The organism is Demequina capsici, from assembly GCF_032102965.1.
GTDB lineage: Bacteria > Actinomycetota > Actinomycetes > Actinomycetales > Demequinaceae > Demequina > Demequina capsici.
Genome location: NZ_CP134880.1, coordinates 184,770 through 210,886, shown reverse-complemented (window position 1 = coordinate 210,886; position 26,117 = coordinate 184,770). Strand labels below are relative to the sequence as shown.

Annotated in this window: 27 protein-coding genes; 12 read left to right on the top strand and 15 right to left on the bottom strand. The window is 70.5% G+C overall.

Going from position 1 to position 26,117, the window contains the following annotated elements; translation table 11 throughout:
- Positions 1-23: 23 nt before the first annotated feature.
- The 3 genes from RN607_RS01130 to mmsA are packed head-to-tail and all read right to left on the bottom strand — an operon-like array spanning position 24 to position 4,085.
- Positions 24-1,151: a substrate-binding domain-containing protein gene (locus RN607_RS01130; protein WP_313543765.1), complete on the bottom strand. Its 1,128-nt coding sequence runs from the start codon at positions 1,149-1,151 to the stop codon at positions 24-26.
- Between the two features lie 7 nt (positions 1,152-1,158).
- The gene (gene mmsB, locus RN607_RS01125) at positions 1,159-2,511 is read right to left on the bottom strand and encodes a multiple monosaccharide ABC transporter permease (RefSeq protein ID WP_313543763.1); all 1,353 of its coding nucleotides are present in this window, start codon (positions 2,509-2,511) and stop codon (positions 1,159-1,161) included.
- Between the two features lie 35 nt (positions 2,512-2,546).
- Positions 2,547-4,085 carry a multiple monosaccharide ABC transporter ATP-binding protein gene (gene mmsA, locus RN607_RS01120; RefSeq protein WP_313498899.1) on the bottom strand — a complete coding sequence of 513 codons (1,539 nt, stop codon included), beginning with the start codon at positions 4,083-4,085 and terminating at the stop codon, positions 2,547-2,549.
- A gap of 287 nt (positions 4,086-4,372) precedes the next feature.
- On the opposite strand from mmsA, the gene RN607_RS01115 reads away from it, so the two are divergent.
- From RN607_RS01115 to RN607_RS01090, 6 genes are read left to right on the top strand one after another with little or no spacing between them, the layout of a single operon-like run.
- Positions 4,373-5,545, top strand: a complete 1,173-nt coding sequence (locus RN607_RS01115; protein WP_313498896.1) for an ROK family transcriptional regulator — start codon at positions 4,373-4,375, stop codon at positions 5,543-5,545.
- Between the two features lie 38 nt (positions 5,546-5,583).
- Complete coding sequence (locus RN607_RS01110) at positions 5,584-6,327, top strand: ATP-binding cassette domain-containing protein (protein ID WP_313498893.1); 744 nt, start codon at positions 5,584-5,586, stop codon at positions 6,325-6,327.
- Between the two features lie 54 nt (positions 6,328-6,381).
- Positions 6,382-7,599, top strand: coding sequence for an O-succinylhomoserine sulfhydrylase (gene metZ, locus RN607_RS01105; RefSeq protein WP_313498890.1), 1,218 nt, complete (start codon positions 6,382-6,384; stop codon positions 7,597-7,599).
- A gap of 32 nt (positions 7,600-7,631) precedes the next feature.
- Entirely contained in the window at positions 7,632-8,093 is a 462-nt protein-coding gene (locus RN607_RS01100) for a hypothetical protein (RefSeq protein ID WP_313498887.1), read from the top strand.
- A 2-nt stretch (positions 8,094-8,095) separates the two neighbouring features.
- On the top strand, positions 8,096-8,677 hold the full coding sequence (locus tag RN607_RS01095; RefSeq protein WP_313498884.1) for a hypothetical protein: 582 nt from the start codon (positions 8,096-8,098) through the stop codon (positions 8,675-8,677).
- On the top strand, positions 8,677-10,059 hold the full coding sequence (locus RN607_RS01090; protein WP_313498881.1) for a PrsW family intramembrane metalloprotease: 1,383 nt from the start codon (positions 8,677-8,679) through the stop codon (positions 10,057-10,059). Before RN607_RS01095 ends, RN607_RS01090 begins: the two co-directional genes overlap by 1 nt.
- Here the strand turns inward: RN607_RS01090 and RN607_RS01085 are convergent.
- From RN607_RS01085 to RN607_RS01070, 4 genes are all read right to left on the bottom strand, one after another.
- Positions 10,035-12,344, bottom strand: coding sequence for a heavy metal translocating P-type ATPase (locus RN607_RS01085; RefSeq protein WP_313543761.1), 2,310 nt, complete (start codon positions 12,342-12,344; stop codon positions 10,035-10,037). The two genes, RN607_RS01090 and RN607_RS01085, sit on opposite strands and share 25 nt — an antisense overlap.
- A gap of 86 nt (positions 12,345-12,430) precedes the next feature.
- Positions 12,431-12,655: a heavy-metal-associated domain-containing protein gene (locus RN607_RS01080; RefSeq protein ID WP_313543759.1), complete on the bottom strand. Its 225-nt coding sequence runs from the start codon at positions 12,653-12,655 to the stop codon at positions 12,431-12,433.
- Positions 12,656-12,734: 79 nt separating this feature from the next.
- Positions 12,735-12,977: a heavy-metal-associated domain-containing protein gene (locus RN607_RS01075; RefSeq protein ID WP_313498875.1), complete on the bottom strand. Its 243-nt coding sequence runs from the start codon at positions 12,975-12,977 to the stop codon at positions 12,735-12,737.
- Positions 12,974-13,453, bottom strand: coding sequence for a MerR family transcriptional regulator (locus RN607_RS01070; protein WP_313498873.1), 480 nt, complete (start codon positions 13,451-13,453; stop codon positions 12,974-12,976). The genes RN607_RS01075 and RN607_RS01070 overlap by 4 nt, the downstream gene beginning before the upstream one ends.
- 116 nt (positions 13,454-13,569) lie before the next feature.
- On the opposite strand from RN607_RS01070, the gene RN607_RS01065 reads away from it, so the two are divergent.
- Together RN607_RS01065 and RN607_RS01060 are read left to right on the top strand one after the other, a co-directional pair.
- Complete coding sequence (locus tag RN607_RS01065; RefSeq protein ID WP_313498870.1) at positions 13,570-14,271, top strand: aspartate/glutamate racemase family protein; 702 nt, start codon at positions 13,570-13,572, stop codon at positions 14,269-14,271.
- A gap of 104 nt (positions 14,272-14,375) precedes the next feature.
- Positions 14,376-16,520 (top strand): phosphotransferase, encoded by a 2,145-nt coding sequence (locus RN607_RS01060; protein ID WP_313543758.1) that lies wholly within the window; start codon positions 14,376-14,378, stop codon positions 16,518-16,520.
- A 16-nt stretch (positions 16,521-16,536) separates the two neighbouring features.
- Here RN607_RS01060 and RN607_RS01055 read toward each other — a convergent pair whose 3' ends face one another.
- Positions 16,537-17,514 (bottom strand): GNAT family N-acetyltransferase, encoded by a 978-nt coding sequence (locus tag RN607_RS01055; protein WP_313543757.1) that lies wholly within the window; start codon positions 17,512-17,514, stop codon positions 16,537-16,539.
- Between the two features lie 98 nt (positions 17,515-17,612).
- On the opposite strand from RN607_RS01055, the gene RN607_RS01050 reads away from it, so the two are divergent.
- Entirely contained in the window at positions 17,613-18,644 is a 1,032-nt protein-coding gene (locus tag RN607_RS01050) for an LLM class flavin-dependent oxidoreductase (protein ID WP_313543754.1), read from the top strand.
- Positions 18,645-18,761: 117 nt separating this feature from the next.
- Here the strand turns inward: RN607_RS01050 and RN607_RS01045 are convergent, their stop codons facing one another.
- Positions 18,762-20,132 (bottom strand): FAD-binding oxidoreductase, encoded by a 1,371-nt coding sequence (locus RN607_RS01045; protein WP_313498861.1) that lies wholly within the window; start codon positions 20,130-20,132, stop codon positions 18,762-18,764.
- Positions 20,133-20,280: 148 nt separating this feature from the next.
- Between RN607_RS01045 and RN607_RS01040 the strand changes: the two genes are divergently transcribed.
- Positions 20,281-21,408: a response regulator transcription factor gene (locus RN607_RS01040; RefSeq protein ID WP_313543752.1), complete on the top strand. Its 1,128-nt coding sequence runs from the start codon at positions 20,281-20,283 to the stop codon at positions 21,406-21,408.
- A gap of 78 nt (positions 21,409-21,486) precedes the next feature.
- Positions 21,487-21,951: a GNAT family N-acetyltransferase gene (locus RN607_RS01035; RefSeq protein WP_313543750.1), complete on the top strand. Its 465-nt coding sequence runs from the start codon at positions 21,487-21,489 to the stop codon at positions 21,949-21,951.
- A gap of 18 nt (positions 21,952-21,969) precedes the next feature.
- Here RN607_RS01035 and RN607_RS01030 read toward each other — a convergent pair whose 3' ends face one another.
- The 4 genes from RN607_RS01030 to RN607_RS01015 form a co-directional block, all read right to left on the bottom strand.
- On the bottom strand, positions 21,970-22,764 hold the full coding sequence (locus tag RN607_RS01030; RefSeq protein WP_313543748.1) for an antibiotic biosynthesis monooxygenase: 795 nt from the start codon (positions 22,762-22,764) through the stop codon (positions 21,970-21,972).
- A 66-nt stretch (positions 22,765-22,830) separates the two neighbouring features.
- Positions 22,831-23,535, bottom strand: a complete 705-nt coding sequence (gene purQ, locus RN607_RS01025; protein ID WP_313498850.1) for a phosphoribosylformylglycinamidine synthase subunit PurQ — start codon at positions 23,533-23,535, stop codon at positions 22,831-22,833.
- Between the two features lie 2 nt (positions 23,536-23,537).
- Positions 23,538-23,789, bottom strand: a complete 252-nt coding sequence (purS, locus tag RN607_RS01020) for a phosphoribosylformylglycinamidine synthase subunit PurS (protein ID WP_313498848.1) — start codon at positions 23,787-23,789, stop codon at positions 23,538-23,540.
- 10 nt (positions 23,790-23,799) lie between these two features.
- On the bottom strand, positions 23,800-24,267 hold the full coding sequence (locus RN607_RS01015) for a septum formation family protein (RefSeq protein WP_313543746.1): 468 nt from the start codon (positions 24,265-24,267) through the stop codon (positions 23,800-23,802).
- A 164-nt stretch (positions 24,268-24,431) separates the two neighbouring features.
- Between RN607_RS01015 and RN607_RS01010 the strand changes: the two genes are divergently transcribed.
- On the top strand, positions 24,432-25,139 hold the full coding sequence (locus tag RN607_RS01010) for a trimeric intracellular cation channel family protein (protein ID WP_313543744.1): 708 nt from the start codon (positions 24,432-24,434) through the stop codon (positions 25,137-25,139).
- Positions 25,140-25,195: 56 nt separating this feature from the next.
- On the opposite strand, the gene RN607_RS01005 is transcribed toward RN607_RS01010, so the two are convergent.
- On the bottom strand, positions 25,196-25,687 hold the full coding sequence (locus tag RN607_RS01005; RefSeq protein ID WP_313543742.1) for a hypothetical protein: 492 nt from the start codon (positions 25,685-25,687) through the stop codon (positions 25,196-25,198).
- Positions 25,671-26,117: a hypothetical protein gene (locus RN607_RS01000; RefSeq protein ID WP_313543739.1), complete on the bottom strand. Its 447-nt coding sequence runs from the start codon at positions 26,115-26,117 to the stop codon at positions 25,671-25,673. Before RN607_RS01000 ends, RN607_RS01005 begins: the two co-directional genes overlap by 17 nt.

The window sequence follows — 26,117 nt, the reverse complement described above, 5'->3', positions numbered from 1 at the left end:
GTGCTGCTAGATGGCCGGGCGGATCACTCCGTGCCCGCGACGATCGGCCCGAGGGTCGGGTCGTTCGCGTAGACCTCTGCCGCGTTCGCCTCAGTCACGATGACCGGGGTGAGCAGGTAGGCCGGCACGACCTTCACGCCGTTGTCGTACTGCGTGGTGTCGTTGATCGGGATGTCGCCGCAGTTCTGCAGGTCGACGATCGAGTCGATCGTCTGCTGCACGAGCTCACGGGTGTCCTTGTAGATGGTCGAGTACTGCACGCCGGCCATGATCGACTTCACGGACTCCACCTCGGAGTCCTGACCGGTGATGACGGGCACGTCCTTGCCGGCCTGCTCCACGGCCGTCAGCGCGGCGCGGGCGAGCGTGTCGTTCGGCGACAGGATGCCGTCGAGCGCGACGTCACCGGAGTAGTAGCCGGACAGGATGGTGTCCATCCTCTTCTGGGCGTTCTCAGCCTTCCAGCCCTGCGTCGCCGCCTGCTCGAAGGTGGTCTGGCCCGACACGACGGTGAGCGTGCCGTCGTCGATCTTCGGCTGGAGCACGCTCATCGCGCCCTCGAAGAACGGGGTCGAGTTCGCGTCGTCGGACGATCCGGCGATCAGCTCGATGTTGTACGGACCGTCGCCCTTGCGCTCCTTGAGACCATCGAGCAGCGCGGTGCCCTGGAGCACGCCCACCTGGTAGTTGTCGAACGCGATGTAGGCGTCCACCGCCTCGGTGTTCTTCACCAGACGGTCGTAGGCGATGACGGTCGCGCCCGAGTCCTTGGCGGACTCGAGCTGGGTGCCCAGCTGGGATCCGTCGATGGCACCGACCACGATCACCTTGGCGCCCTGCTCGACCATGGAGTCGATCTGGTTCTGCTGCTCCGTCACGCCGGAGTTGCCGAACTGGACGATCGGGTCGAAGCCCGCCTCGGTGAGGCCGTCGTTGAACAGCTGCTCGGCGAGCACCCAGTTCTCCGACGTCTTCTGCGGAAGCGCGACGCCGATGACAGAGCCGTCAGGGATGCAGATCCCTGAGTCGCTGCCGCTCGACGACCCTGTCGAGCCCTCCGCAGCCGTGTCGCCGCGGTCCGAGGCGCAGGCCGAGAGGGCGAGGCTGCCCGCCGCGGCGAGGGCGATCAGCCCTGGAAGTGTCTTGCGCATGTGTTCCCTACCTTCTGTCCTTCGCATCCCCCATTGGATGCTGATCCTGAGCGTCAGGCGCAGCCGGCACCCCGCCGGCCGCCACCGCGGCTCCCGACGTCGGGTCGATGTCGGGCGCGAGCGCCGGCACCTGTCCCTCGTCGGTGGTCTCGAGTGCAGGGCGGCGGCGGAAGATGAGCCCGATGATGGACTTCCGGCCCTGCTGCTTGTTGTAGACGTCGAACGCGACTGCGGCGAGCAGCACCAGACCCTTGATGATCTGGGTGCGGTCGGATCCGACGCCCATGAGCTGAAGCCCGTTGTTGAGGGTGGCCATCACGAGGCCACCGATGATGGAGCCCGTGACGGTGCCGATGCCGCCGGAGACGGCGGCGCCACCGATGAAGACGGCCGCGATCGCGTCGAGCTCCCAGTTGGTGCCGTCGAACGGGCCGGAGGCGGTGGAGCGGCCGATGAACACCATGCCTGCCACGGCGGCGAGCACGGACATGTTCATCATCACGAAGAAGTAGGTGCGCCGCGTGGAGACGCCTGACAGCGAGGCTGCGACCCTGTTGCCGCCGACCGCGTAGATGTGCCGGCCGATCTGGGTGCGCTGCGTGAGCACGTGGTAGACGATCACGAGGCCGACGAGCAGCAGCCCCGGAACGGGGAACGACGTGCCGACTCGGCCCGAGCCGAACAGGTAGGTCGCGTAGGCGACGACCGCGATCAGCAGGCCTGCGCGGACGCCGGCGATGGCCATCGAGTCGGGCTGGACGCCGATGCGGAGCGCCTTCCTGCGCAGCTGCCATTCGTGCCAGATGACGTATGCCACCGCGAGGATGCCGAGCAGCAGCGTCGAGTTGTTCAGCCCGGTGTTGGGTCCCCACTCCGGCAGGTATCCGGCGCCGAGCGTCTGGAACTCCTTGGGCACAGGCACCGAGTTGGACTTGCCGATGAACTGGTTGAGGCCGCGGAACAGCATCATTCCGGCCAGCGTCGTGATGAATCCTGGGATCCCCACGTACGCGACCCACCATCCTTGCCACGCACCGATCACCGCCCCGACGGCGAGGCCCAGCAGCAGGCCGCCCCACCAGGGGAAGCCCCAGTCGCGCATCGCGAGCGCGACGATGATGCCGGTCACGGCGGCCACGGATCCGACCGACAGGTCGATGTGGCCGATCACGATGACCATCACCATGCCGATCGCGAGGATCAGCACGTACGAGTTGCCGTTGATCAGGTTCGCCATGTTGGTGGGGGTGAGCACCTTGCCACCCGTCATCACCTGGAAGAACAGGATCAGCGCGATGAGCGCGAACAGCATGGAGAACTGCCGCACGTCACCGCCGAGCAGGTTTTTCAATGACTTCATCGTCGGTCTTCCTTCTGCTGGTCGATGCAGATTTCTCAGGCGGCGGTGCCGCTGGTGGTCGTCATGAGGCGCATGAGCTTCTCCTGGCTCGCGTCGGACCGGTCCACGACGCCGGTGATGCGGCCCTCGCACACGGTGTAGATGCGGTCGCACAGGCCGATCACCTCGGGCAGCTCGGAGGAGATGACCACGACGCCGTGGCCTTCGTCCGCGAGCCGCTGGATCAGCGCGTAGATCTCGTACTTCGCACCCACGTCGATGCCTCGCGTGGGCTCGTCGAGGATGAGCAGCTCGGGGTCGGTGAACATCCACTTGGCGAGGACCACCTTCTGCTGGTTGCCTCCGGAGAGCTTGCTGACGCCCTCGTTGACCGTGGGCGTCTTGATGCGCAGCGACTTCCGGTACTCCTCGGCCGCGACGTACTCGGCGTGCTCGTCGATGAGGATGCCGTTGGTGACCCGGTCCAGGTCTGCGGACACGACCGTCTTGCGGATGGAGTCGAGCAGGTTCACGCCCAGGGTCTTGCGGTCCTCCGGGACGTAGGCGATCCCGTGGGCGATCGCGGACTGCACCGTCGGGATCTCGACCGGCTTGCCGTCGATGAGGATCTGGCCGCCGTGATAGATGCCGTAGGACCGGCCGAACAGCGACCGTGCGAGCTCGGTGCGGCCGGCGCCCATGACGCCGGCGAAGCCGACGATCTCGCCGCGACGCACGTGGAAGCTGGAGCGCTTGCACACGAGGCGTCCGGGGATCTGGGGGTCCTCGACCGTCCAGTCCCTCACCTCGAAGAAGGTGTCGCCGATGCTCGGGGTGTGCTCGGGGAAGCGTGCCTCGAGCGAGCGGCCGACCATGCCGCGGATGATGCGATCCTCGTCGAGCGGCTCCGCTCCCACGAGGATCTGCTCGACGGTGACGCCGTCGCGGATGATCGTCACCGCGTCGGCGATCTCGGCGATCTCGTTGAGCTTGTGGCTGATCATGATCGAGGTGAGGCCCCGCGCCTTGAACTCGCGCAGCAGGCCCAGGAGGTTCTCGGAGTCCTCCTCGTTGAGCGCGGAGGTCGGCTCGTCGAGGATCAGGACGCTCACGTCCTTGGAGAGCGCCTTGGCGATCTCCACGAGCTGCTGCTGGCCGACTCCGAGGTTCTTGATCGGCGTCTCGGGCTTGACGTCCAGGCCGACCCGTTCGAGCAGCCGGACGGTCTGGATCCTGGCCTCCTCCCAGTCGATGAGGCCGTGGCGGATGATCTCGTTGCCAAGGAAGATGTTCTCGGTCACCGACAGCTCGGGGATGAGCGCGAGCTCCTGGTGGATGATGACGATGCCCGCCTGCTCGGAGGCCTTGAGGTCACGGAACCCGACGAGCTCTCCGTCGAGGACGATGTCGCCCTCGTAGGTGCCGTGCGGGTAGACGCCTGACAGCACCTTCATCAGCGTGGACTTCCCGGCGCCGTTCTCTCCGCATATCGCGTGGATCTCACCCTCCCTCACGCTGAGGGTGACCTGGTCCAGGGCCTTCACCCCGGGGAAGGTCTTGGTGATGCGTCGCATCTCCAGCTTCACGTGCGTCATTGCCCGTCGTCTCCTCATGCGTCTTCGAGTGAGGAAGTGAGCCGCCGTCGGCCCGTCCTTCATCGGGTGACGTTATTGGCTGGCCTTTCTTGGCGTCAAGTCTCGAACTCAATCGTGATCGTTTCGTTACGGATCGTGAATTTACGCCCGGACCGACGCCCCGAATGCGCCCTGATCGCCCGCGAAACGGCCCGAAGCCCCGTCGACGAGGTGAGCGTTCACATTCTTGTATTCATCACCTGAACCCAGGATGGCGTCGCGCGACCGACCTCCGGTACGCTCGTCCCGTGGCACGTCAGACAGCGGCGACTGGCTCCCAGTCCGCGCTCCGGGAGGCCAACAGCGCCCGGATCCTCGCCACCGTGCGCCAGTACGGAGGGATCACCCAGGTCGAGCTCGCCGCTGCCACCGGACTGTCCCCCGCGACCGTGTCGACCATCGTCAAGCAGCTGCTCGCCACCGGAGAGGTGGAGACGCGCAACACCGTCCGCAGCGGCCGCCGTGCCCAGCTGGTCACCGTCGCCCACCGGGCCGGGATGCTCGTCGGGGTCCACATCGCGCCCAGGGCGCTGCGCATCGCGATCGCCGACACCGGGTTCGACATCCTCGCCAGCCAGACCCTGCCGCTGCCGAACGACCACCGCCTCGACACCACGCTCGACCGCACGGCGCTGCTCGCGATGGAGCTGCTCGACGGGCTCGGATCCACCGCGTCCGAGGTGCTCGGCGTCGGCATCGGAGTGCCCGCCCCGGTCGACCCGAGCACCGGCACCGTCCGCAACACCGGCCTCATGCCCGGCTGGAGCGACATCGACATCGCCCAGGTCGTGGAGGCCCGGCTCCAACGCCCCGTGGCAGTCGACAACGACGCGAACCTGGGAGCGCTCGGCGAGGCCCGCTTCGGTGCCGCCCGCGGGGTGCAGGACGCGCTCTACGTGCACGCCTCGTACAACACCAGCGCAGCCCTGATCCTGAACGGCGCGGTGCGAGCCGGCGCGCACGGCACCGCCGGGGAGATCGGCCATGTGCTCGCGGACCCCCAGGGACCCATCTGCCGCTGCGGCAGCCGCGGATGCCTCGACACGCTCGTCGGAGCGCGCGCGCTCATCGAGTCGCTGCGCATCAGCCGCGGCCCCGTCAGCCTCACCGACCTCATCGACCTGGCCATCGGCGGGGACGCGGGCTGCCGTCAGATCATCACGGACGCCGGCGCCGCCATCGGCACCGCCGTAGCCAACCTCGCCGTCGCCTTCGACCCCCAGCTGATCGTCGTAGGCGGGGAGCTGGCGCAGACCGAGACGCTGCTGCTCGACCCTCTGCGCGTCGCGGTCGAACGAAGAGTCCTGCTGAACAGCGCCACGCCCCTCGAGGTGCGGCGCGGCGAGCTCGAGAGGCGTGCGCCACTGCACGGAGCGCTGGCGCTCGCCTCCGAGCTCACGTCGGTCCCCGGAGCGCGATGATGCACCCGGGTCCAGGTCGGTGATGAGGAGCTGCTGACATGAACGCACCACCGTTGCTGCGCATGAACCGGATCTCCAAGTCGTTCGGCGCCGTCCGCGCGCTGGTCGACGTGGACTTCCAGGTGGACCGCCACGAGATCGTCGCGCTCGTGGGGGACAACGCCGCAGGCAAGTCCACGCTCGCGCGCATCATCGCGGGGGTCCACCAGCCGACATCAGGGACCATGCTCCTGAACGGGGAGCCGGCCGTCTTCTCCAAGCCTGCCGCGGCGCAGGCACGGGGGATCGCGACCGTCTTCCAGGGCCTCGCGCTCGCGGACAACCTGGACGTCACCGCGAACATCTTCCTGGGACGCGAGATCCGCGTGAACGGCCTGCTCGCCGAGGAGCGCATGGAGCAGATGGCGCGCGAGTACCTGGACAGGCTGAACGCGCGCATCGCGAACCCTCGCACGCCCGTCGCGCAGCTGTCCGCAGGTCAGCGCCAGTGCGTCGCGATCGCGCGCACGCTGGTCGGCGATCCCCAGCTCGTGGTGCTCGACGAGCCCACCGCCTCGCTGTCCGTCGCCCAGACGGCCGAGGTCCTCAACCACATCCAGGGTCTGCGCACGCTGGGCCTCGGAGTGGTCCTCATCAGCCACAGCCTCACCGACGTCCGCGCGGTGGCCGACAGGATCGACGTGCTGCGCCACGGCCGCATGAACGGGTCGTTCACCGCCCCTCACGACGCGTACGAGGAGATCATCGCCGCCATCACCGGCGCGACCACCGTCCGCCGTTGACAGCGCCGCGTGCGGCGCGTGCCTGACCGCGACGGGCGCTACTACGCTGGCCCCATGACCGCCGCAGACGTCCCCGCGTTCCGCCCCGACACGCTCGCCGTACGCGCGGGCCAGCACCGCACGCCGTTCGACGAGATGGCGGAGCCGATCTTCATGACGCAGGGGTACATCTACCCCACGGCGGCCGAGGCCGAGGCCGCGTTCGCGGGCGAGATCCAGAGGTATCAGTACTCGCGGTACGCCAACCCGACGGTGACCATGTTCGAGGAGCGGCTGGCCGCGATCGAAGGCGCCGACGACTGCTTCGCGACGGCTACCGGCATGGCGGCGGTGTTCGTCTCCCTCGCGGCGATCCTGCGCGCCGGCTCACGGCTCGTGTCCTCGCGGGCGCTGTTCGGCTCGTCGATCAATGTGTTCGACGAGTACTTCACGGGCTGGGGCATCACGGTCGACTACGTCGACGCGACCGACCCAGCCGACTGGGAGCGCGTGCTCGCGACCCCTGCCGACGCGGTGTTCCTCGAGTCGCCCACGAACCCCATGCAGGACGTCGTCGACATCGCGCATGTCGCAGGCCTCGCGAAGGCGGCCGGCGCCCTGCTGATCGTCGACAACGTGTTCGCCACCCCCATCGGCCAGAAGCCGCTCGCGCTCGGCGCCGACGCGGTCGTGTACTCGGCGACCAAGCACATCGACGGCCAGGGCCGGGTGCTCGGCGGCGCAGTCCTGGGCGGCGTGGAGTACGTGGACAAGGTGAGGCAGATGGTCCGCAACGTGGGCCTGACGATCTCCCCCTTCAACGCCTGGGTGCTGGGCAAGTCTCTGGAGACGCTGCCGGTCCGCGTGAAGGCCCAGTCCGCATCGGCCCTCGACCTGGCGGGCTGGCTCGAGACGCATCCCCGGATCGCCACGTCCCGGTACCCGCTGCTGCCGTCGCACCCTCAGTACGAGCTCGCGACGCGCCAGATGACCTTGGGCGGCACGCTCGTCACCATCGACATCGCGCTCCCTGACGGCACGGACCCGCACGGCGACGAGGCGAAGGCCGCGACCTTCCGCTTCATGGATGCGCTGCGGATCATCGACATCTCCAACAACCTGGGCGACGCGAAGTCGATCGCCACGCACCCCGCCACGACCACCCACCGCAGGCTCGGTCCCGAGGGCCGCGCCAAGGTGGGGATGAGCTCCGCGACGGTCCGGCTCAGCATCGGCCTCGAGGACGTCGAGGATCTGCGCGCCGACCTGGACCAGGCGCTCTCAGCGATCTGACCCCCACAGCCCACACACGACGAGGAGGAGCGGTGAGCGAGGCAGCGGAGGCGACGCTCCACGTGCGTGAGCGGGCGCTCACGGCGCCGGCCCTCGACTACGGCGCCCCTGAGGGCGCGGAGGCCTGGCTCGCCGGGATCGACATCGCGTTCCCTGACGTGGTGGTCACCCTCATCTGCGGATGGGACGGCACCACGTCGCTGCTCATGAGCACCGGCGGGGGCATCGTCGGGGCAGGCAGCCACGACGAGGTGAGCCATGCCGCGCACGCGTTCCTGTTCGAGGCCGGCGCGTGGGTGGACGAGCTGCTGCCGCTGCCGGACCTGTCCTTCCCGGAGCTGGGGCGTGTGCGCTTCTTCGTGCGCCGCGGCGATCGCTGCGTGGTCGGCGAGGCGGGCGATCTCGAGCTCGCCGAGGGGCGGCACGACCTTGCGGGCCTGTACTCGCTTGCGCAGGCGGTCGTCACGCAGGTCAGGCGCACGACAAGGAGCTGACGATGTTCCTCGCCGAGACGCGACCCACAGGCCGGATACCGTTGGCGATCCGGATCATCGGCAAGCGCGGGGTCGCGGGGGCGGTCGTGATCGGGCTGATCGCCGTCGCCTACCTCGTGGGCCTGCCCATGCTCGATGCCGCGTTGCGAGGCCCCGGCGCGGATGCAGGTCGGATCTCCACCACGGGCGGAATCAGCGTGCTCCCGCCTGACGGGTGGGCGTACGAGCCGAGCTCTGAGGCGTTCCAGGTGTTCACCCAGGCGGGCGCGACGCTGATCGTGAGCCCTGCCGTCCCCGCCTCGGGCACGCTCGAGGACGCGGTGGACCCGACGCGGCAGCAGCTCGAGGCCGACGCGCAGAGCCAGTGGGTGGTGAGCGATCCCCAGACGTTCTCGACGACGGCGGGGGATCCCGCGATCCTGCTGGCCGCTCAGAACGGCACCGATTCGCAGCTGCTGTGGGTGGTCCGCCATGGGGACCTGCAGATCACGGTGGTGATGACAGCGCCGAACGTCTCGCTGGAGACGGTCTTCACGTCCGCGCAGGCGCTCGTCGAGTCCGTGAGATTCAGGCCGGTGTCCTGATGATCGCACCCCGCACGTCGTCCGTGCTCGACTTCAGGCATCCCGTGATGTGGGTGGGGATGGTGCTGTTCGCGGCCGGTGCCGTGCGTCTCGCCCCCGCCGTCGTCACCGTGCTGGTGGACGCCCCCGGGCCCGGGCTGCTGGCGTTCTCCCTGTGGACCGCGTACGGGCTCACGCTCGGCCTGCTGGTCTACCGCTTCGAGATGTTCGAGCGGCGCTCGCTGCGCACCACCGCGGTGGCGTTCGCGAGCGGCGCCGTGCTGGTGCCGGGGATCGCGATGGTCGCGTCGCCTGCGCTGCACGGCATCCTCGCCTCACTGCGTGGCGGAACCTCGGAGTGGGACTCCGCGATCGCGGCCCCGCTCGTGGAGGAACCCCTCAAGATGCTGGTGGTCGTCGCGCTCGCGCTGATCCCCGGCGCACGTGTCCGCAACGCCTCCGACGGCCTGTTCTACGGCGTCGTGGTCGGCCTGGGCTTCCAGGTGACGGAGAACTTCCTGTACTCCACCCAGTGGTCGGCGCAGGGCACGTCGCTGTCGGTCGTCATGCAGACGTTCGTGCTGCGCGGCTTCGTCACCGGGCTGTGGTCGCACGCCACGTACACGGCGATCACGGGGGCGGCGGTCGGCTTCTTCTTCGGCTCCACGCGCAGGCTGCCCACCCGCACCCTGACGGTCGTGCTCTCGCTGGGCGCGGCCATGCTGCTGCACGGGTTCTTCAACTCGCCTCTCCTCAACCTCGGCGTCGTCCCGGCAGCGATCATCAAGGGCATCCCGGTGCTGGTGCTCGGGCTCGTCACTCTGCGCTGGGTGCATCTGCGCGAGCGCAGCGCGCTCGGCGCGGACGCCCGCGATCTGGTGCCCGACGAGCACGTGAGCCCTGCCGACTTCGCGGCGCTGTCCAGCCGCAGGGTGCGCCAACGCGCCAGGAGCCGGATGGCCGCGCAGTACGGCACAGGCGCGGCGATCGCGTTCGGCCGTCTGCAGCGGGCGCAACTCGACACGCTCATCACGGCGCACGACGACGGGCTCGAGTCCGCCCGCTACGTGCAGGCGCTGCAGGAGCTCCGTTACGCGCGGAAGGACGTGGCAGCGGCCACCGCGCCTCCCGCCTGGCTCGACACGCCGGACCTCCCGGACGACGCCACGACCCCGTCGGCGGACGCTCCGGCAGCGGCGGACGCTGAGGCCGCCGGCTCCACGGAGTCGGACGCTCTCGAGACGGCGGAGCTGCCCCTCACCCGCGCGCGCGGTGCGGCGCCCATGGGCCCGGATTCAGCGGCCGTGGACTCCGTGGACGCGGACGCCCCCGACCCTATGACCACGCAGGCGGGGCATCCGAGCGAGGAGTCCGCAGATCAGCCTCGCGACGCCGAGCGGTAGCCCGCGAAGCCTCGCAGGCGCAGCGAGTTGCCCACCACGAACAGGCTCGACGCGCCCATGGCCGCAGCCGCGATCATGGGGTCCAGGACGCCGAACGCTGCGAGCGGGATCGCCGCGCTGTTGTAGGCGAAGGCCCAGAACAGGTTGCCGCGGATCGTGCCGAGCGTGCGACGCGACAGCGCGATGGCATCGGCCGCTGCTCGCAGGTCACCGGACACGATGGTGAGGTCGGACGCCTCGCGCGCCACGTCGGTGCCTGTGCCGACGGCAAGGCCCAGGTCCGCCTGGGCCAGCGCGGGCGCGTCGTTGATGCCGTCGCCGACCATGGCGACGCGTGCACCTTCGGCCTGCAGGGAGCGGACCACCTCGGCCTTGTCCGCAGGCAGCACCTCGGCGATCACGCGCTCGATGCCTACCTCGTCGGCCACGGCCTGCGCGGCACGTGCGTTGTCGCCGGTGAGCAGGACGACGTCCAGGCCGAGCTCGCGGAACGCGCTCACGGCCTCGCGCGAGGTGGGCTTCACGACGTCGCTGACCACCAGGACGGCCTCCGCGACGAGCGGCGGACGCACCGCGAGCGCACCCGTGCCCACCCCGCCGACCGCCACCGGTGAGCGGCCGGCGAGGACGGCGGTGCGTCCCTCGCGCTCGGCGGCTCTGGCAACGTCCTCGATCTCGTCGGGGACATCGTCGAACAGGCGCCGCGAGCCGACGGTGACCTCGGCGTTGGCGCCGTCGGCGCCGACTCCCTTGACGGTGGCGACGACGCCCGACCCGGCGAGCGCCCGGAAGCCCTTGACCGGCAACCGGCCTGCGCGGGCGGCGGCGATCGCCTGGGCGATCGGATGCTCGGAGCGTGCCTCGACGGACGCGACCGCGTCGAGCAGTGCGTCGGCCTCGACCTGGTCCGCTCCGGCTGCGCTCGCGGACACCAGCGTCATCCGGCCCTCGGTCACTGTGCCGGTCTTGTCCAGGACGATCGTGGTCACCTCGCGGGTGTCCTCCAGCGCCTCGGGCCCCTTCACGAGCACGCCGAGCTGGGCTCCGCGGCCGGTGCCGACCATGATCGCGAGTGGGGTCGCCAGGCCGAGCGCGCACGGGCAGCTGATGATGAGGACCGCGACGGCGGCGGTGAACGCGTCGGCGACGCCGTGGCCCGTGACGAGCCATCCGGCCAGGGTGAGCAGGCTGAGGCCGATCACCGCGGGGACGAAGATGCGGGCCACACGGTCCGCGAGGCGCTGCACCTTGGCGCGACCCGTCTGCGCCTGATCGACCATGCGGGCGATCTGCGCGAGCATGGTCTCGGATCCCACCCTGGTGGCCTCGATGGTGAGGGCTCCATCGGTCGCAACGGTGCCGCCCACGACCTCGCCGCCCACGGCCACCCGCACGGGCACGGACTCGCCTGTCACCAGGCTGGCGTCGACGGCCGCCTCGCCGTCGACGACCGTGCCGTCGGTCGCGATGATCTCGCCGGGGCGGGTCACGAAGCGCATCCCGACCACGAGCGCCGACCGCTCGATGACGGTGCCGTCCTCAAGCGTGGCGGTGGATGCCTGCCGGCTGCTGAGGGCTCGGATCGCGTCGCCGGCCCTGGCTGACGACCGCACCTCCATCCACTTGCCCAGCAGGATCAAGGTGACGATGACCGCGCCGGTCTCGAAGTACACGTGGGTGTGCGCGAGCGCGCCGGTCGCATGGGCGACGATGACGACCGTGGACCAGGTCCAGGCGGCGGTCGTCCCGAGCGTCACCAGGGTGTCCATGGTGGTGGCTCGGTGGCGGGCGGCGCCGATCGTGGCCCGGTGGAACGGCCATCCGGCCCAGCCGACGACGGGGGTGGCGAGCGCGAGCGCCGCCCACTCCCAGCCCGTGAACTGCAGGGCAGGGATCATGGAGATCGCCATCAGCGGCACGGTGAGCACCGCTGCCACCGTGAAGCGGCGTCGGAAGTCGGCGATCCTCGCGGCGTCGGCGGCGGCGTGCTGCGCGTGCTCCTGCGCGAGGGCGTCGCCGTCGGCCTCCTGCTCGGGCACCTGGTAGCCGAGCTCGAGGATGGTGGCGCGCATCATGTCCGCGAGCGCCTCGGGATCGATGGTGCCGTCCGTGCGGACGGTGGCGCGGCGGGTGGCGAAGTTGACCGTGGCGTCGGCCACGCCGTCCAGGCGCGACAGCCCGCCTTGGATGGTCGCGGCGCAGCTGGAGCACGTCATGCCCTCGACGGACAGCGTCACGGGCAGCGCACTGCCGGCGTCGGGTGCGAGTTCAGGGGTGGCGGTCATGGATGGCTCCTCGGACGAGACTCGCCTCGACCTCCGGCGGGACCGGCGTGGGTGAGGCGACGGGGCAGGTCAGGCGACGGTGCGGGTCAGGCGACGGTGTAGCCGGCCCCGGTGACGGCCTCGTCGATGGCGAACTCCAGGTCGTCGGCGGGAACGGTGCCGTCGGTGAGCACCTTGACGGCTCCGCTCGCGACGTCGATCTCCGCGCCCGCGATTCCGTCGGTCGCGGTGAGCGCCCTGCGGACCTTGCCGGCGCAGCCTTCGCAGGTCATGCCCTGGACGGTGATGTCGATGCTGGGGGTGGCGGTCATGCGATGCTCCTCGCGGTCGGGGCGGGCCCCGTGGTCCGCCTGATGAGGACGAGGCTAGACCTTCCAGTGAAGGGGAAGGTCAAGCGGGGACGACGCGGTAGCCGAGGCCCATGATCGCCGCCTGCGCCATCATCTCCAGGTCGTCGGGATCCACCGTGCCATCGGGGCGCAGGACCGCCCGGTGAGTCACGGGGCTCACGCCCGCCGACGCGACGCCGGGGAGCTGCAGCAGGCCGTCACGGATCGTGGCGGCGCAGCCCGCGCAGGTGATGCCGCCCACCCGAAGCTCCAGGTCCGCGCGCACTGCGGGCTCGGCGTTCACGCGCCCACCCGCATCGGGATGGTGCTTCCGAGCAGTGCAGGCCCCGAGCCGTGCACGTGCGCACCGTGATGGTCGGCGCGCCCGGCCTCGATCACCTGGCATCGTGCGGGATCGGTGCAGGCGACCGGATCGAGCGTCTCGGCTCTGGCATGCATGGCGAGCAGCTCGGCCTTGGCGGCGAGCAGGCTGTCGATCTGGCGCTCGATGTCCTCGAGCCGCCGCTCGAGCAGCGCGCGCGTGTGCTGGCAGGTGGACTCGCCCGCCCGCTTCATGGCGAGGATCTCGCCCGTCTCGGCGAGGGACAGCCCGGCCGCCTGGGAGTCGCGGATGAAGCGGAGCTGCGCGAGCGCGTCGTCCCCGTAGTCGCGGTAGCCGTTGGCGTGACGCGGCGCCTCCTCCATGAGGCCGATCGATTCGTAGTACCGCACCGTCTTGGCGGTGACACCTGCGTGGGCGGCGAGATCTCCGATGCGCATGCTTCCAGGGTACTGGAAGGTTGGGGGTGTTCCGCGGTGGGCGAAAGGGACGAAGTTCTCAACAATGCGAGCGTCACCCTGGTGGGCACCCCGCGCACAGGTCTAGGGTCGGATCCATGCGCACCTCTCCCCGACGGCTCGGCCTCCTCGGCGGAATCACCTGGCACAGCACGCTCGTATACGAACGACGCCTCCACGAAGGCGTGGACGCCGCCATCCCCGGACGCACCGCCGACCTGGTGATCCGCCATTACGACTTCGGCGACGTGGGCCAGTCGCAGCACGCGGGCGACTGGGTGGGACTCGCCCGCACCTTCGCGAAGGACGCCCGCTGGCTCGTCGAAGGCGGCGCGGAGGCGATCCTCATCTGCGCCAACACCATGCACGTGGCGGCCGCCTCCGTCCAGGCCGCCGTGGACGTCCCCGTGATCCACATGATCGACGAGACGGCCAAGGCCATCAAGGCGCAGGGCCTCGACACCGTCGCACTGCTCGGCACAGGCTTCACCATGCGGATGCCTTTCTACAGGGAGCGCATGGCCGCGAACGGTGTCACCATCCTGGTGCCCGAGGAGCCGCAGCTCCAGCAGCTGCACGACCTGGTGTACGACAAGCTCACGCACGGCATCGTCGACGCCGACGGCCGCGACCTGGTGCTCGACGCGACCGCACGCCTCGCGGAGCGCGGCGCCCAGGGCGTGATCGCCGGCTGCACCGAGATCCCCATGGTCATGACGGCGGACGACGTCGACATCCCCTACTTCGACTCGCTCGAGATCCACGCCGCCGCCGCGCTCCAGTTCTGCCTGTCCGACTAACCTCTCCGGGTACCGCCCGGCCAGCACCGCCCCGCACGCACCGCATCACCCGCACCACGGCGACCGCCACGGTCGCCCCGGACCCTGGCTGAGGAGGGTTCACGATGACCCTGCCCTCGCGCATGCCGCCCAGCAGGCACGACATCCCCGCCTGGGCTGCTCGCGACCAGCTGTCCGCCACCCACCTCAGATTCGACGCGATCGACCGCGACCCCACCGCTCACGCCGCGATGCTCCGTCGGCTCGGGATCACCCGCGTCATCTGGGACCGGTTCAGCGACGACCCGGGCACGCGAGTCGGCACCATCGACGCGCTGAGACGCGAGGGCATTGCGCTCGAGGGAATCTGGGTCCCCCACCTGCTGCCCGACCTCGGCGAATCCGACTACCAGGCACGATTCGGCGCCATGCCCTACGCGCTCCGTACCCTGCTGGACACCGTGACCCGCCGCGGCCTGTCCCCCGACGTCTGGATGCCGATCGCCTTCTCGCCGCCCGGCGCTCCTCCCACGCTCACCGCGCACCAGCATGCGGTCGAGGTGGAGCGCGCCGCGGACCACCTCACCGCAAGCGTCCGCCTGGCGCATGGCCACGGCCTGTGCGTGGTGCTCACCAACCAAGGCGGCTGGGCCGGCGAGCCACAGACGATGCGTGACATCGTCGACGCGCTTGCACGCCGCGGACTCAGGAACGTGGGCGTCGCGCTGCAGCTCCAGCACGCCCAGCACCACGTCGCCGACCTCGACTCGATCCTCGCGCTGCTCAGCGAGTCGCTCGTGGCGGTCGTCATCTCGGGCGTCGACGCGGGCGCCGAGCTGTCCGGACGGGTGATCCTCCCCTTCGGCGCCGGCAGCCGCGACCGCTGGGTGGCGCATGCGCTGGTCGACTCGGCGTGGCATGGTCGCGTCGTGGTCCACGCGACGGGCCACGATGACGCCGAGGCCCGCCTGACCGACAGCATCGAGGGCCTCGAGTGGGCTCTCGGGCGGATCGCCGGCGACCGCTCCCCTCGACCGGCGCCTCGGGTGCTCGAGCCCACCTGGCCGCCGGGCTGGGCGTGGCGGACCGACGCGGCCACGCCACCCACGCCCGGCGTCCGACCACCGAAGTCCCCCCTGCCCACCCCGTATGGACAACCCGAGCCGCGCCGCGAGCACGCACGGGTGGACGCCGCGCTCGCCTTCCTGAAGGGCTCTCACGGAGCGAACCGGCCCGCGTCGCCGACGAGCAGCGGCTCCGCCGCCGCGCCGCTGCGCGCCGAGCAGCGCCCGCCCGGGCTCGCGGCTGCACGCGCCTTCCTGCCGCGCAGGCGCCGGGCAAGCCTCCTCCATGCGCTGGCGACCGACCCCGCACGGGGAGGACGCACCGACGGCTCTGCGCGAGCGGACTCTGAGAATGCGGACCCCCGGGCGGCCGCGACCGACCGCGCCACGGAGGCCGCGCCGCTCACAGCGGCGTCGCCCATCGCCGAGGCCACCGCGAGGTCGGCGCCGGCGGCCAGCACGGATCGGGTACCGCGCACCCGCATCAGCACGCACGCCCCCGACCCTTACACCGGCGCCCTGCACGCCCTCCTGACGCATCTTCGCGGCGTGGGATTCACCGGCGCTCCACGCTCGTTCGGCTGGGACGACCAAGGACGGCACCTGCTGGAGTTCATGCCCGGGACCAGGCTCGACGACCCGCGCGCCCCGGCATCCGCCCTCGATTCCCGGCGCATCGGCCGCTTCGTCCGCGAGATGCACGACGCGCTCGAGGGCTTCGTGCCACCCGCGGACGCCCGCTGGTTCGCAGGGCTGCCCGCACCCGGGCACGACCTGATCGTGCACCAGGATCTGGTGCCGTCGAACCTGGTGATCAGGGAGGACGGGACGCTCGCCGCCATCGACTGGGATGCGTCCGCGCCCGGGACGAGGCTCTGGGAGCTGGCGCACGTGGCGCACACCTTCGCCCCGCTCTACAGCGCCGACTCGGACCTGCGGGGAAGCTTGGAGCGGCTGCGCGGCCTCGCCGACGGCTACGGGCTGGGCGAGGAGGCACGCGAGCAGCTGGTGCCGCTCCTCGCGGAACGCTCCGCACGCATGTACGACTACCTGGAGGCGATGCGGCGCACCGGCGAGCAGCCCTGGGTCGCGCTGTGGGAGCGCGGCATCGGCACGGTGTGGCGGCGTGACGCGGCATGGATCCGCACGCACGAGCCGCAGTGGCGGCACAGCCTGCTGAGCAGGACGCCGCAGCACGCCAGGTGACGCTCGGGCGCCCTGCTCACCAGCCGATCTCGGCCAGCAGCTCCTCCGCGGTGTCGCGCGCGCTGCGCCCCGAGTTCTCCACCACAACGTCGTCGAGCGCCTGCGTCTCGAGCACGTCGTCCAGCTCGACGGTGCGCGCGTGCGCCCAGTCACGCCAACGCCCTTCCGGCTCGCGGACGTCGATCCTCGCGCGTCGCTCGTCGAGCGGCGCGGTCACCCTGGCGACCACCACCTCGGGCGCGCCGACCTCCGAGGCGAAGGCCAGGGACCAGCGCGCCCGATCCTCCGGCGCCTCGACCACGCGGGCCACGACGACGCAGCCGTAGCCTCGCTGACGGTAGAGCGGCGCGAGCCGGCTCATCGCTGCGAACATGAGCTCCTGGTGATACGGATCGGACTCACGCGCAGGTGCTGCCTGGCAGACGGCGTCGGCGTCGAGGAACGCCACCCGTGCGCCGCGATCGCCCAGCGCATCGAGCACTCCGGCCGCCACCGCGGTCTTGCCAGCGCCGATCGTCCCGTTGACGATCAGCAGGCGCGTGGGCAGCGTGCGTCCGTAGCAGAGCGTGCCCTCATCGTCCTTCCACTCGCCGTACCCTGCGATGCGGGTGTAGCCGATGCTGTCGTAGAGCGAGAGCGCCTCGGGCTGCTGGTCCCCCGTCTCGAGGACCAGGCGCGTGGCGCCGGCTCGGCGGGCGAACGACTCAGCGACGCCCATCAACGCGCGGGAGTGGCCGTGTCCGCGATGATCGGGCTTCACGTACAGGCGCTTGACCTCCACGGCGCCGTCCTCGTGGTGCGGCGACCAGCGCAGGACCACGGTCGCGACGGCCTCGTCGTCCGAGTAGCCGACGAGCGAGACCAGGAGCGAGGAGAACCTGGTCTCGAGCTCCAGGTCGGGAGCGTCGTAGCGCTCCGCGAGCTCCTGCTGCTGCTCGTCCCACAGCGCCAGCGCCTCAGGGTCGTCGGGCTCCACCTCGCGGATGGTGATCATGGGTCCAACGTATCGCCGTCCACGCCCAGGAATGCGTGGCGCGTCCGTGGAGTTGCATCCACGGTCATGCCGTGATGGCGCATACAGGTGGAGGTGCGATGCGGAACGTCGGTTTCCTGTCCTTCGGCTGGTGGTCCGCAGCGCCCGGCTCCAAGGTGCGCACCGCCAAGGACGTGATGGACGACACGATCCGGCTGGCTGAGGCCGCCGAGGACGCCGGGATGGACGGCGCCTGGATGCGGGTGCACCACTTCGAGCAGAACACGTCGTCCCCGTTCCCGCTGCTCGCCGCCATGGGCGCGCGCACCTCGCGCATCGAGCTGGGAACCGGCGTGATCAACATGCGCTACGAGAACCCGCTCTACATGGCGGAGGCCGCGGCGACGGCCGACCTCGTCTCGGGCGGTCGCCTGCAGCTGGGCGTGTCCCGCGGCTCACCCGAGTCACCGGCCGACGGCCCTGGTACGTTCGGCTACCCGCTCCCCGATGGCATGACGCCGGCTGAGGACTCCGCGCGGCGCATCGCGCAGTTCCGCGAGGCGATCTCCGGCGCCGGCGTCGCGGTGCCAGGGGCGCACGCCCACGTGCCGGCCGGCCGGCTCCTGCCCATCCAGCCGCAATCACCGGGGCTGAGCGAGCGGATCTGGTACGGCGCCGGCGGCAACGACTCGGCTCGACGCGTGGGCGAGCTGGGCATGCATCTGATGTCCTCCACCCTCGTGGCGGAGGCCACGGGCGAGCCGCTCGGCGTGGTCCAGCAGCGTCAGATCGAGATCTTCCGCCAGGCGTGGCGCGACGCCGGCCATGCGGGTGAGCCTCGCGTGTCGGTGTCCCGCTCGATCATGCCGATCATCGACGACGCCACGCGCATGTACTTCGGCCCGCAGCTCGAACGCGATCTCATGGGCGCGAACCGTGACCAGATCGGCGAGCTGGACAGCGCGGTCTCCACGTTCGGGAAGACCTACGTGGGCGACCTGGACAAGATCGAGCGGGAGCTGCGCGACGACCCGGCGGTGATGAGCGCCGACACGCTGCTCGTGACCGTGCCCAATCAGCTGGGTGCGGACTTCAACCGGGTCACCTTCGACGCGTTCGCCGAGCTCAAGAGCCGGCTCATGCGCGCCTGAACATCGGGCGACGACGCGCGGACGGGCGGGTCATGTCGGGAGGCAGGGCCTGACGTCGGCGTCCGCAGCCGGAATCTGCGGACGCCGACGAGCCTGGCACGTCGGGCAGCGAGCCCGTCAATCGACAGGGTGCGCTGCGGCGAACATGGCGCGGGGGTCGTAGATCGCCTTGAGCTCCCGCAGGCGGGCGGAGGCGTCGCCGAATCCGGGACCGTTGGCCACGCCCCCGTCGATGAAGGTCAATGCGAGCACGGGCGCGTGCCACCGCGCGAGCGCGGCCACGAACGCGTGCACCCCCGCCTGCGCCGCAGCGGCGGCCTCCGGCACGGGCACCATGCCGATGCCCGCCACCAGGTACTCGGCGTCGAGCGCACCGAGCGCGCCTGAGCGGGAAGGCCTGCGCGCGGCGGCACCGCCCACGTGTCGGATCTCGGCGAACGTGAGGCCGGGAATCGTCGTCGAGGCGTCCAGCCAGGCGTCGACCGCGTCGGCGGGGAGGCCCACGAGCATGCCTCCCGCGGAGGCGGCCGGGGACGGCTCCGGCGGGTCCATGTGCATGTGGACCACCGCCGCTGACGGGATCCGCGCGACCGTGTCCAGCTCCGGCGCCAGCGCGCGCAGCGGAGCCAGCACCGCGTCGGCGGTCGCGTCGTCCTCGAGAACCACCCCGTCGATGACCAGCACGCTACGGCCGGACAGGAACGGCGGGAGCTCCGGGAGCGGTGGAAAGTGCATGAGCCGCATGGAGGTGGTCGCGGACTCGGGCGCGGTGCGCGTCCACTCGGCCCAGGCATGCGCGACACGCGGCGCCTGGGTGGCGTCCCACAGCATCATGCCGGCGACGACCTCGGCGTACGGAAGCAGGTCGATCTCGAGGGAGACGACGATGCCGAAGGCCCCGGAGCCGCCCCGGACCGCCCAGAACAGCTCAGGATTCTCGTCGGCGCTGGCGCGGACGAGGCATCCGTCGGCGGTGACGATCTGGACGCCTCGCACCAGGTTGACCGCGAGGCCGTGCGCGCGTGCATAGAAGGACAGCCCGCCGCTCAGCGCGTAGCCCACGACACCGACGTCGCCTGCGCTGCCGTGCATCGCCGTGAGCCCGTGCGGCGCGGCCTCGGCCAGCACGTCGTTCCACTGGGAGCCGCCGAGCACGCGGGCTGTGCGTGAGACGGGGTCCACGGTCGCACCGCGCAGCGCGGAGAGCGAGACGAGGATCGCGCCCGAGAGATCGCTGTCGGCGAGCGCACCGGCGCCATGGCCCGTGGACTGCGGTGCCACGCGCAGGCCCAGGGCGGCGGCCGCGTTCACCACGTCGACGACGTCCTCCGCCGACTCGGGGCGCGCGACGGCGAAGGGCCGTTGGTCGATCGCGAGGTTCCACGGCGTGCGCGCCGTGTCGTAGGCATCGTCTCCAGGAAGGAGGATGCGGCCGCCGAGCTGTTCGCGCAGCCTGGCTGCGGTGTCGACGATGTCGAGGATGGTCATGGACGGGGTTCCAATCGTGTGATGTCTGCAGTGACGTCACCCATCGTCTTTGCGGAGCCATCGATCCGCAATCCCAGTGACGAGGGATCCTGCCATACCCCATAAATGTGGGATGGCGCGTCGCGCTGCCGCGTCGCACACTTTCAACATGCCTAGCGAGCTGGTCCTCGGGCGCGCGCGGAGCGACATCGACGTCATGTCGCGCGCCGGCCTCCCCCTGCATACGTTCCTCGACGAGGCCTCAGCCGTCGTCGAACGGGTCCTCCCCATCGCCGGCGGCTGCCTGGCCACGCTCGACCCCGCCACGGCCATGGTGTCGAGCCACCGCAAGTTCTCCGGCCTCACGGGGCACAACGAGGCCGACGTCCAGTGGGCCCGCATCGAGTACGGCGAGGACGAGCCGACCGCCTTCCAGACGCTCGTGAGGACCGGCTCCAGCCCGGTCGGCATGCATGAGTGGACACAGGGCGACGTCTCCGCGTCGACGCGCATGGCGGAGATCATGATCCCCTACTACGACTTCCATGACGAGGCTCGAACCGTGCTGCGCGACCGCCACGGGGCATGGGGCGCGATCGCGGTGTTCCGCGGCAGCGACGACGCCCCGTTCGACGCCGCCGAGCTGTCGTTCCTCGAGGACGTCGCGCCGTCGTTCACGCGCGGTATCCGGATCGGGATGCTCGCCCAGGTCTCCGCGGCACGCGCCGTGCAGAGCCACGGACCGAGCGTCGTCATCGTCGACGGTGACGACCGCCTGGTCCAGGCGAGCGCCGGTGCGGCCGCCCACCTGGAGCAGATGGCGAGCAACCCCGGCGCCGGCGACCCGTTGTCGCTCGTGCACGAGCTGGTCCCTGCGGCGCGCCGCCTGGCCAGGGGCCAGATCGACCAGACGCCACGGGTGCGCATCCGGACCCGCGAGGGCATCTGGCTGGTGCTCCACGCCTCACCTCTCGGTGGCGCAGGCGAACGCGCCGGAGACGTGGTGGTGACGATCGAGGAGGCGCGCCCCCAGGAGGTGATCGGCCTGGTCGCCGACGCGTTCGGCCTCACGGCGCGCGAGCGGGACGTCACCGCCCATGTGCTGCGCGGTGCGGACACCAAGGAGATCGCGGCGGCCATGCACGTCTCCCCGTACACCGTGCAGGACCATCTCAAGTCGATCTTCGAGAAGGCCTCCGTCGCGAGCCGCCGCGAGCTCGTCTCCCGCGTCTACTTCGACCAGTACATGCCCCGTCAGGGGGACGACGTGCGGATGGACGGCTTCTTCGCCGCGTGAGCCCTCCGGGGTGCAGAGCGGGTCGCTCGATGGGCCAGGCGGACTCGAGAGGGGCGCGGACACGGTTGAATCATCAGCATGGTGACGATCCGTGATGGAGTGGTGCCCGACGACGTGGAACGCTGCGCCGAGGTGTGGGTGGCCGCGATCGAGCGCCGTGACGGCAGCGTCGACCACGAGACGATGGCCCGCCGGGTGCGGGAGTCGTTCGCGTCACCGCTGGTACGGTTCGCGGTCGCGACTGCACCGAGGTTCGGCTTCGCGACCGTGGAGCAGGGAACCGTCGACGCGGCGGAGGCGTACCTGCACTACCTCGCGGTCGACCCGCGAGGCATCGGTTCAGGCGTGGGCTGCGAGCTGCTCGCAGACGCGATCGCGCACGCGACCGCCGCCGGCTTCACGACGCTCGCGCTCGACGTGAAGGAGGACAACGTCCGAGCGATCAGCCTCTACGAGCGTGCGGGGTTCAAGGCCGCCGGAACGCCGGTGCGCCATGCGACGGCGGCATACCGGATGCAGTCCTACATCCTCCGCCTCGCCTGAGCACGGCCTCCAGTCGCTTCAGGGGCGCGGTGCGCCCTCGGAGTGCACCAGCCGGAACCGTTCGCACACCACAGGCATCTCCGGTGAGAAGCCCGCCGTCGAGTACTCGTCCCAGAACTCGGCGTGCACCTCGCGCCAGTGGGCGAGCGACAGATCGCCCTCTCCCTCGGAGGCGGCATGCTGCTCGTCCACCTCGTGGAACCTGACGACGCGGATGTCGGTGGTCTGGACCACGGCTCGAGGAACGCCGTCGGCGTCGACGATGATGTTCACCTCGCCGACCTCGGGCAGGGGGTCGTCGTCCGCCTCGAAGTCCCACAGCGCGGAGGCCGTGCCGGTCTTGACCCCGGCGAGCACGAGCTCCAGCAGCTTCGACGCCTGCGCTCGCGTGCCGCCGAACGCCCACGCGGCGGGAACCTCGGCAGGCATGCCCGGAACCGCCTCGCGGCACCGCTCCCAGAAGGCCACGAGCGCCGCATCGTCCGGGTCGCCCGGTTCGTCCACCCATGCCTCGCGAGGCCCCGCAAGGTCGTCGCCGTAGTGCAGGACCTCAGGGACCGGCTCGTAGAACGGGTGGAGCAGCGCCTTCCACTCCTGGTAGTCGGGCGACTCACGGAAGCCGACCTCGTGGTCCTCGACCGTCTCCCACTCGACGGTGAGCAGGTAGGTCGACCCCTCCTCGACGCCGCGGCGCAGGGAGTGGGACACGTAGCCGGGCTGGCGCGCGATCAGCGGTTCGGCCGCGTGGAACGCGCGCTCGAAGCCGGGCTCGAAGCCGGGCTTGACGGGCAGGACGACGGACTCGACGATCATGGCGCCTCCTCGGGCGGTGCGATGGTGGGGCGACCCGCACGTGGGCCTGGCAGTGGCCTTCGCCGGTCAGGCGTGCGAGAGCAGGCCCTTGATCGCGGAGGTGAAGAAGGCCAGGCCGTCGGTGCCCATCCGCCCTGCTTCGCGGGAGTCGGGGCCGAAGCCCGGCTCCGCAGCATGCTCGGGGTGCGGCATGAGGCCGACCACGTTGCCGCGCTCGTTGGTGATGCCCGCGATGTCGCGTCGCGAGCCGTTCGGGTTCCAGCCGACGTAACGGAAGGCCACGCGGCCCTCGGCCTCGAGCATGTCGAGCGTCTTCTCGTCAGCCACGTATTGGCCGTCCTGGTTCTTCAGCGGGATGACGATCTCCTCGCCCTCCCGGTACTCCGTGGTCCAGCTGGTCTCCGCGTTCTCGATGCGGAGCGTCTGGTCACGGCAGATGAAGTGCAGGTGGTCGTTCTTGATCATCGACCCGGGCAGCAGGTGGACCTCGGTCAGCAGCTGGAAGCCGTTGCAGATACCCAGCACGGGCATGCCGCCGTTCGCGGCGTCCACGACCTTGTCCATGATGGGCGCGAAGCGTGCGATCGCTCCGGCGCGCAGGTAGTCGCCGTAGGAGAAACCGCCGGGAAGCACCACGGCGTCGACATCCTCGAGGCTTTCGGAACCGTGCCACAGCGGGACGGCCTCGGCACCGGCAAGACGGACGGCGCGGGCGGCATCGCGATCGTCGAGCGTGCCGGGGAACGTGACGACTCCGATGCGGGCGGTCATGCTCAGACGTCCTCGACGGCCACGGACACGACGTCCTCGATCACCGGGTTGCTCAGCAGCGTCTCGGCCGCCTTGCGGGCGGCGGCGAGCACCTCGTCGGTGACCTCGCCCTCGACGGTGAGCTCGAAGCGCTTGCCCTGGCGGACCTGCGCGAAGCCCTCGATCCCGATGCGGGGGAGGGCGGAGGAGACGGCCTTGCCCTGCGGGTCAAGGATCTCGGGCTTGGGCATCACGTCGACGACGATGGTGGGCATGGCCGCAAGTCTACAAGCCGGAGCCCTTCAGCGAGCCCGTGGTCTGCTGCTTCGCGACGAGCACGCAGGCGAGCATGCGATCGCCCTGGTTCCACGTGGAACCGGTGGGGTAGACGATCGAGTAGTAGAGCGACGAGTCGGCGAACGGCGTGCCCACGTACTCCTCGAACGAGTCGTAGCAGAGCGTGTCCACCTCGGCGATCAGCGCGTCCGAGTCGAACGCGTCGTCCGTGGCTGTGGACACCGCGTAGACCTCGCCGTCGTGCGCCTCTCCGCAGTCGACCTGCGGAAGGGACGACGTGCCGTCGCCCCCGACCGCACCGTTCGCCGACGTGACATAGCTGCCGAAGTCGATGCATTCGCCCACGCTCAGCTGGCGCGGGACCACGTCCTGCGCGGCCGGCGAGGAGCATGCCGCGAGCGCGAGCATGCTCGTCATCACGCCCGCGACGGCGGCACCTGCCCTGACGCTGCCCACCCACCGGCTCCTCACGTTCGACGTCCGGCTCCCACCGGTATGCCCAGCCGACGCTATCAAGCCCGCTGAGCGTCGACCGCTTCGACACCGGGGCGACGGGCCGCATCGTGCGCGAGTACGCTGGATCGCCGCTCGCAGGAGCTCGCGGGCCGCAGAGGAGAGTCATGAACAGCCTGCTGACGAGCGCCGCGACCGACGGGATCCTGGAGCATGCGCTCGGCACGCTGCGCGTGGTGCTCGAATACCTGGGCACGGTCGCGTTCGCGATCTCCGGCGCTGTGGCGGCGAGCCGACGCCGGATGGACCTGGTGGGCGCCGTGGTGCTTGCAGGGCTCGTCGCCGTCGGCGGAGGGACGATGCGCGACCTCCTGCTGCAGCGGCCGGTCTTCTGGATCGAGAATCCTGCGCTCGTCTGGGTGGCCGTGGCGACGGCCCTGGCGATCGTCCCGTTCGCACGTCGACGCGACCTGGGAGCCTTCACCCGGCACCGCATCGTGGAGATGTCCGACGCGTTCGGCTTGGCGATCTTCGTGGTCATCGGCACAGGGATCGCGCTCGACATGGGCGCGAGCCCGGTGGCCGCCGTCATCGTGGGCGTGGCCAACGGCGTGGGCGGCGGCATCCTTCGCGATCTGTTCTCCGCGCAGGTGCCCGAGGTCTTCTGGAACGGCCAGCTCTACGCGACCGCGGCGCTGGGCGGCGCGATCGGCTACTGGATCCTGTGGGCGTGGCATCTGCCGCCGGAGCTCGTCTTCTGGATCCCGCTGCTGGTGATCCTGGCGCTGCGCGTGCTCTCGCTGACGCGCGGGTGGGGCGTGCCGTCGGTGGCGGTGGTGCAGAAGCGTGAGCTGCAGAACGAGAGCCACGCATGACCCTCCGCGCGATCCGTGCCGCGGCGCTTCGTGCGCTCAGGCCAGCCGGCGCCGCATCAGCAGACCCAGCCGTATGTGATCTCGTGTCTCGTGAGCCAGGTGGAGAGGTCGCCTGAGTTCGACTCCCAGTAGGCGAGGGCGCCTGCGTAGGTCACCAACGTCCCCTTGTCGTCGCCCGGTCCCGGCGCCACGACCGCAGGGACGTATGCCACGGCGCTCACCCCAGAGTCCGACGCAGCGTCCGGGCGCCCGGACGCGTGAGCCCATGCTGGGATCGGATCCGACGGATACTCGTCGAGGTTCGACGGTGAGAACGGATACCAGGCTGCGCCGTCCCACAGGACCTCATTGCCGCAGGCCGGGTAGTAGAGGACTCCTGTCTCGACGCTGACCACCGCGCCGGGCACGCCATGATCCTGCGTGGCGCCAGGTGCCATGGGAGGGGAGTCCGCGCATCCCGCGAGCAGCAGGGTCGCTCCAGCCCAGATGGCGAGGCTCCTCCGCATCGGTCCGCCCACCGGGCGGCTCAGCTCAGCACTCCCAGCCATAGTCGATCTCGTCGGTCGTGAGCCACGTGTGCTGGTCCCCGGAGTCGGACTCCCAGTAGGCGAGGCCGCCGCTGAAGATGATGAGCGTGCCGGCGCCGGTCTCCGTGCTGGTCTGGGTGTCGCCCTCGAGCTGGCCTGGCTGGGTGGTCCCGGATCCGACGGCCGACGCGGTGGGACGGTACTTCTCCAGCGGGTCCGCAGGCAGCTCGTCGGGGTTGGAGGGGCTGAACGGATACCAGGTGACATGGTTGAAGATCAGCGTGGTGTCGCCGCAGCCCAGGTCGTACTCGACGTTGCGGAAGTGCGACGTCTGCGCGCCGGGCACGCCGTGATAGCTGACGGCTCCTGGCACCGGCTGGGACACCTGCGAGCAGCCGGTCAGGGCCGCGCACAGCGTGGCCGCGATCGCGGCGCCCGACCTGATCCTCAT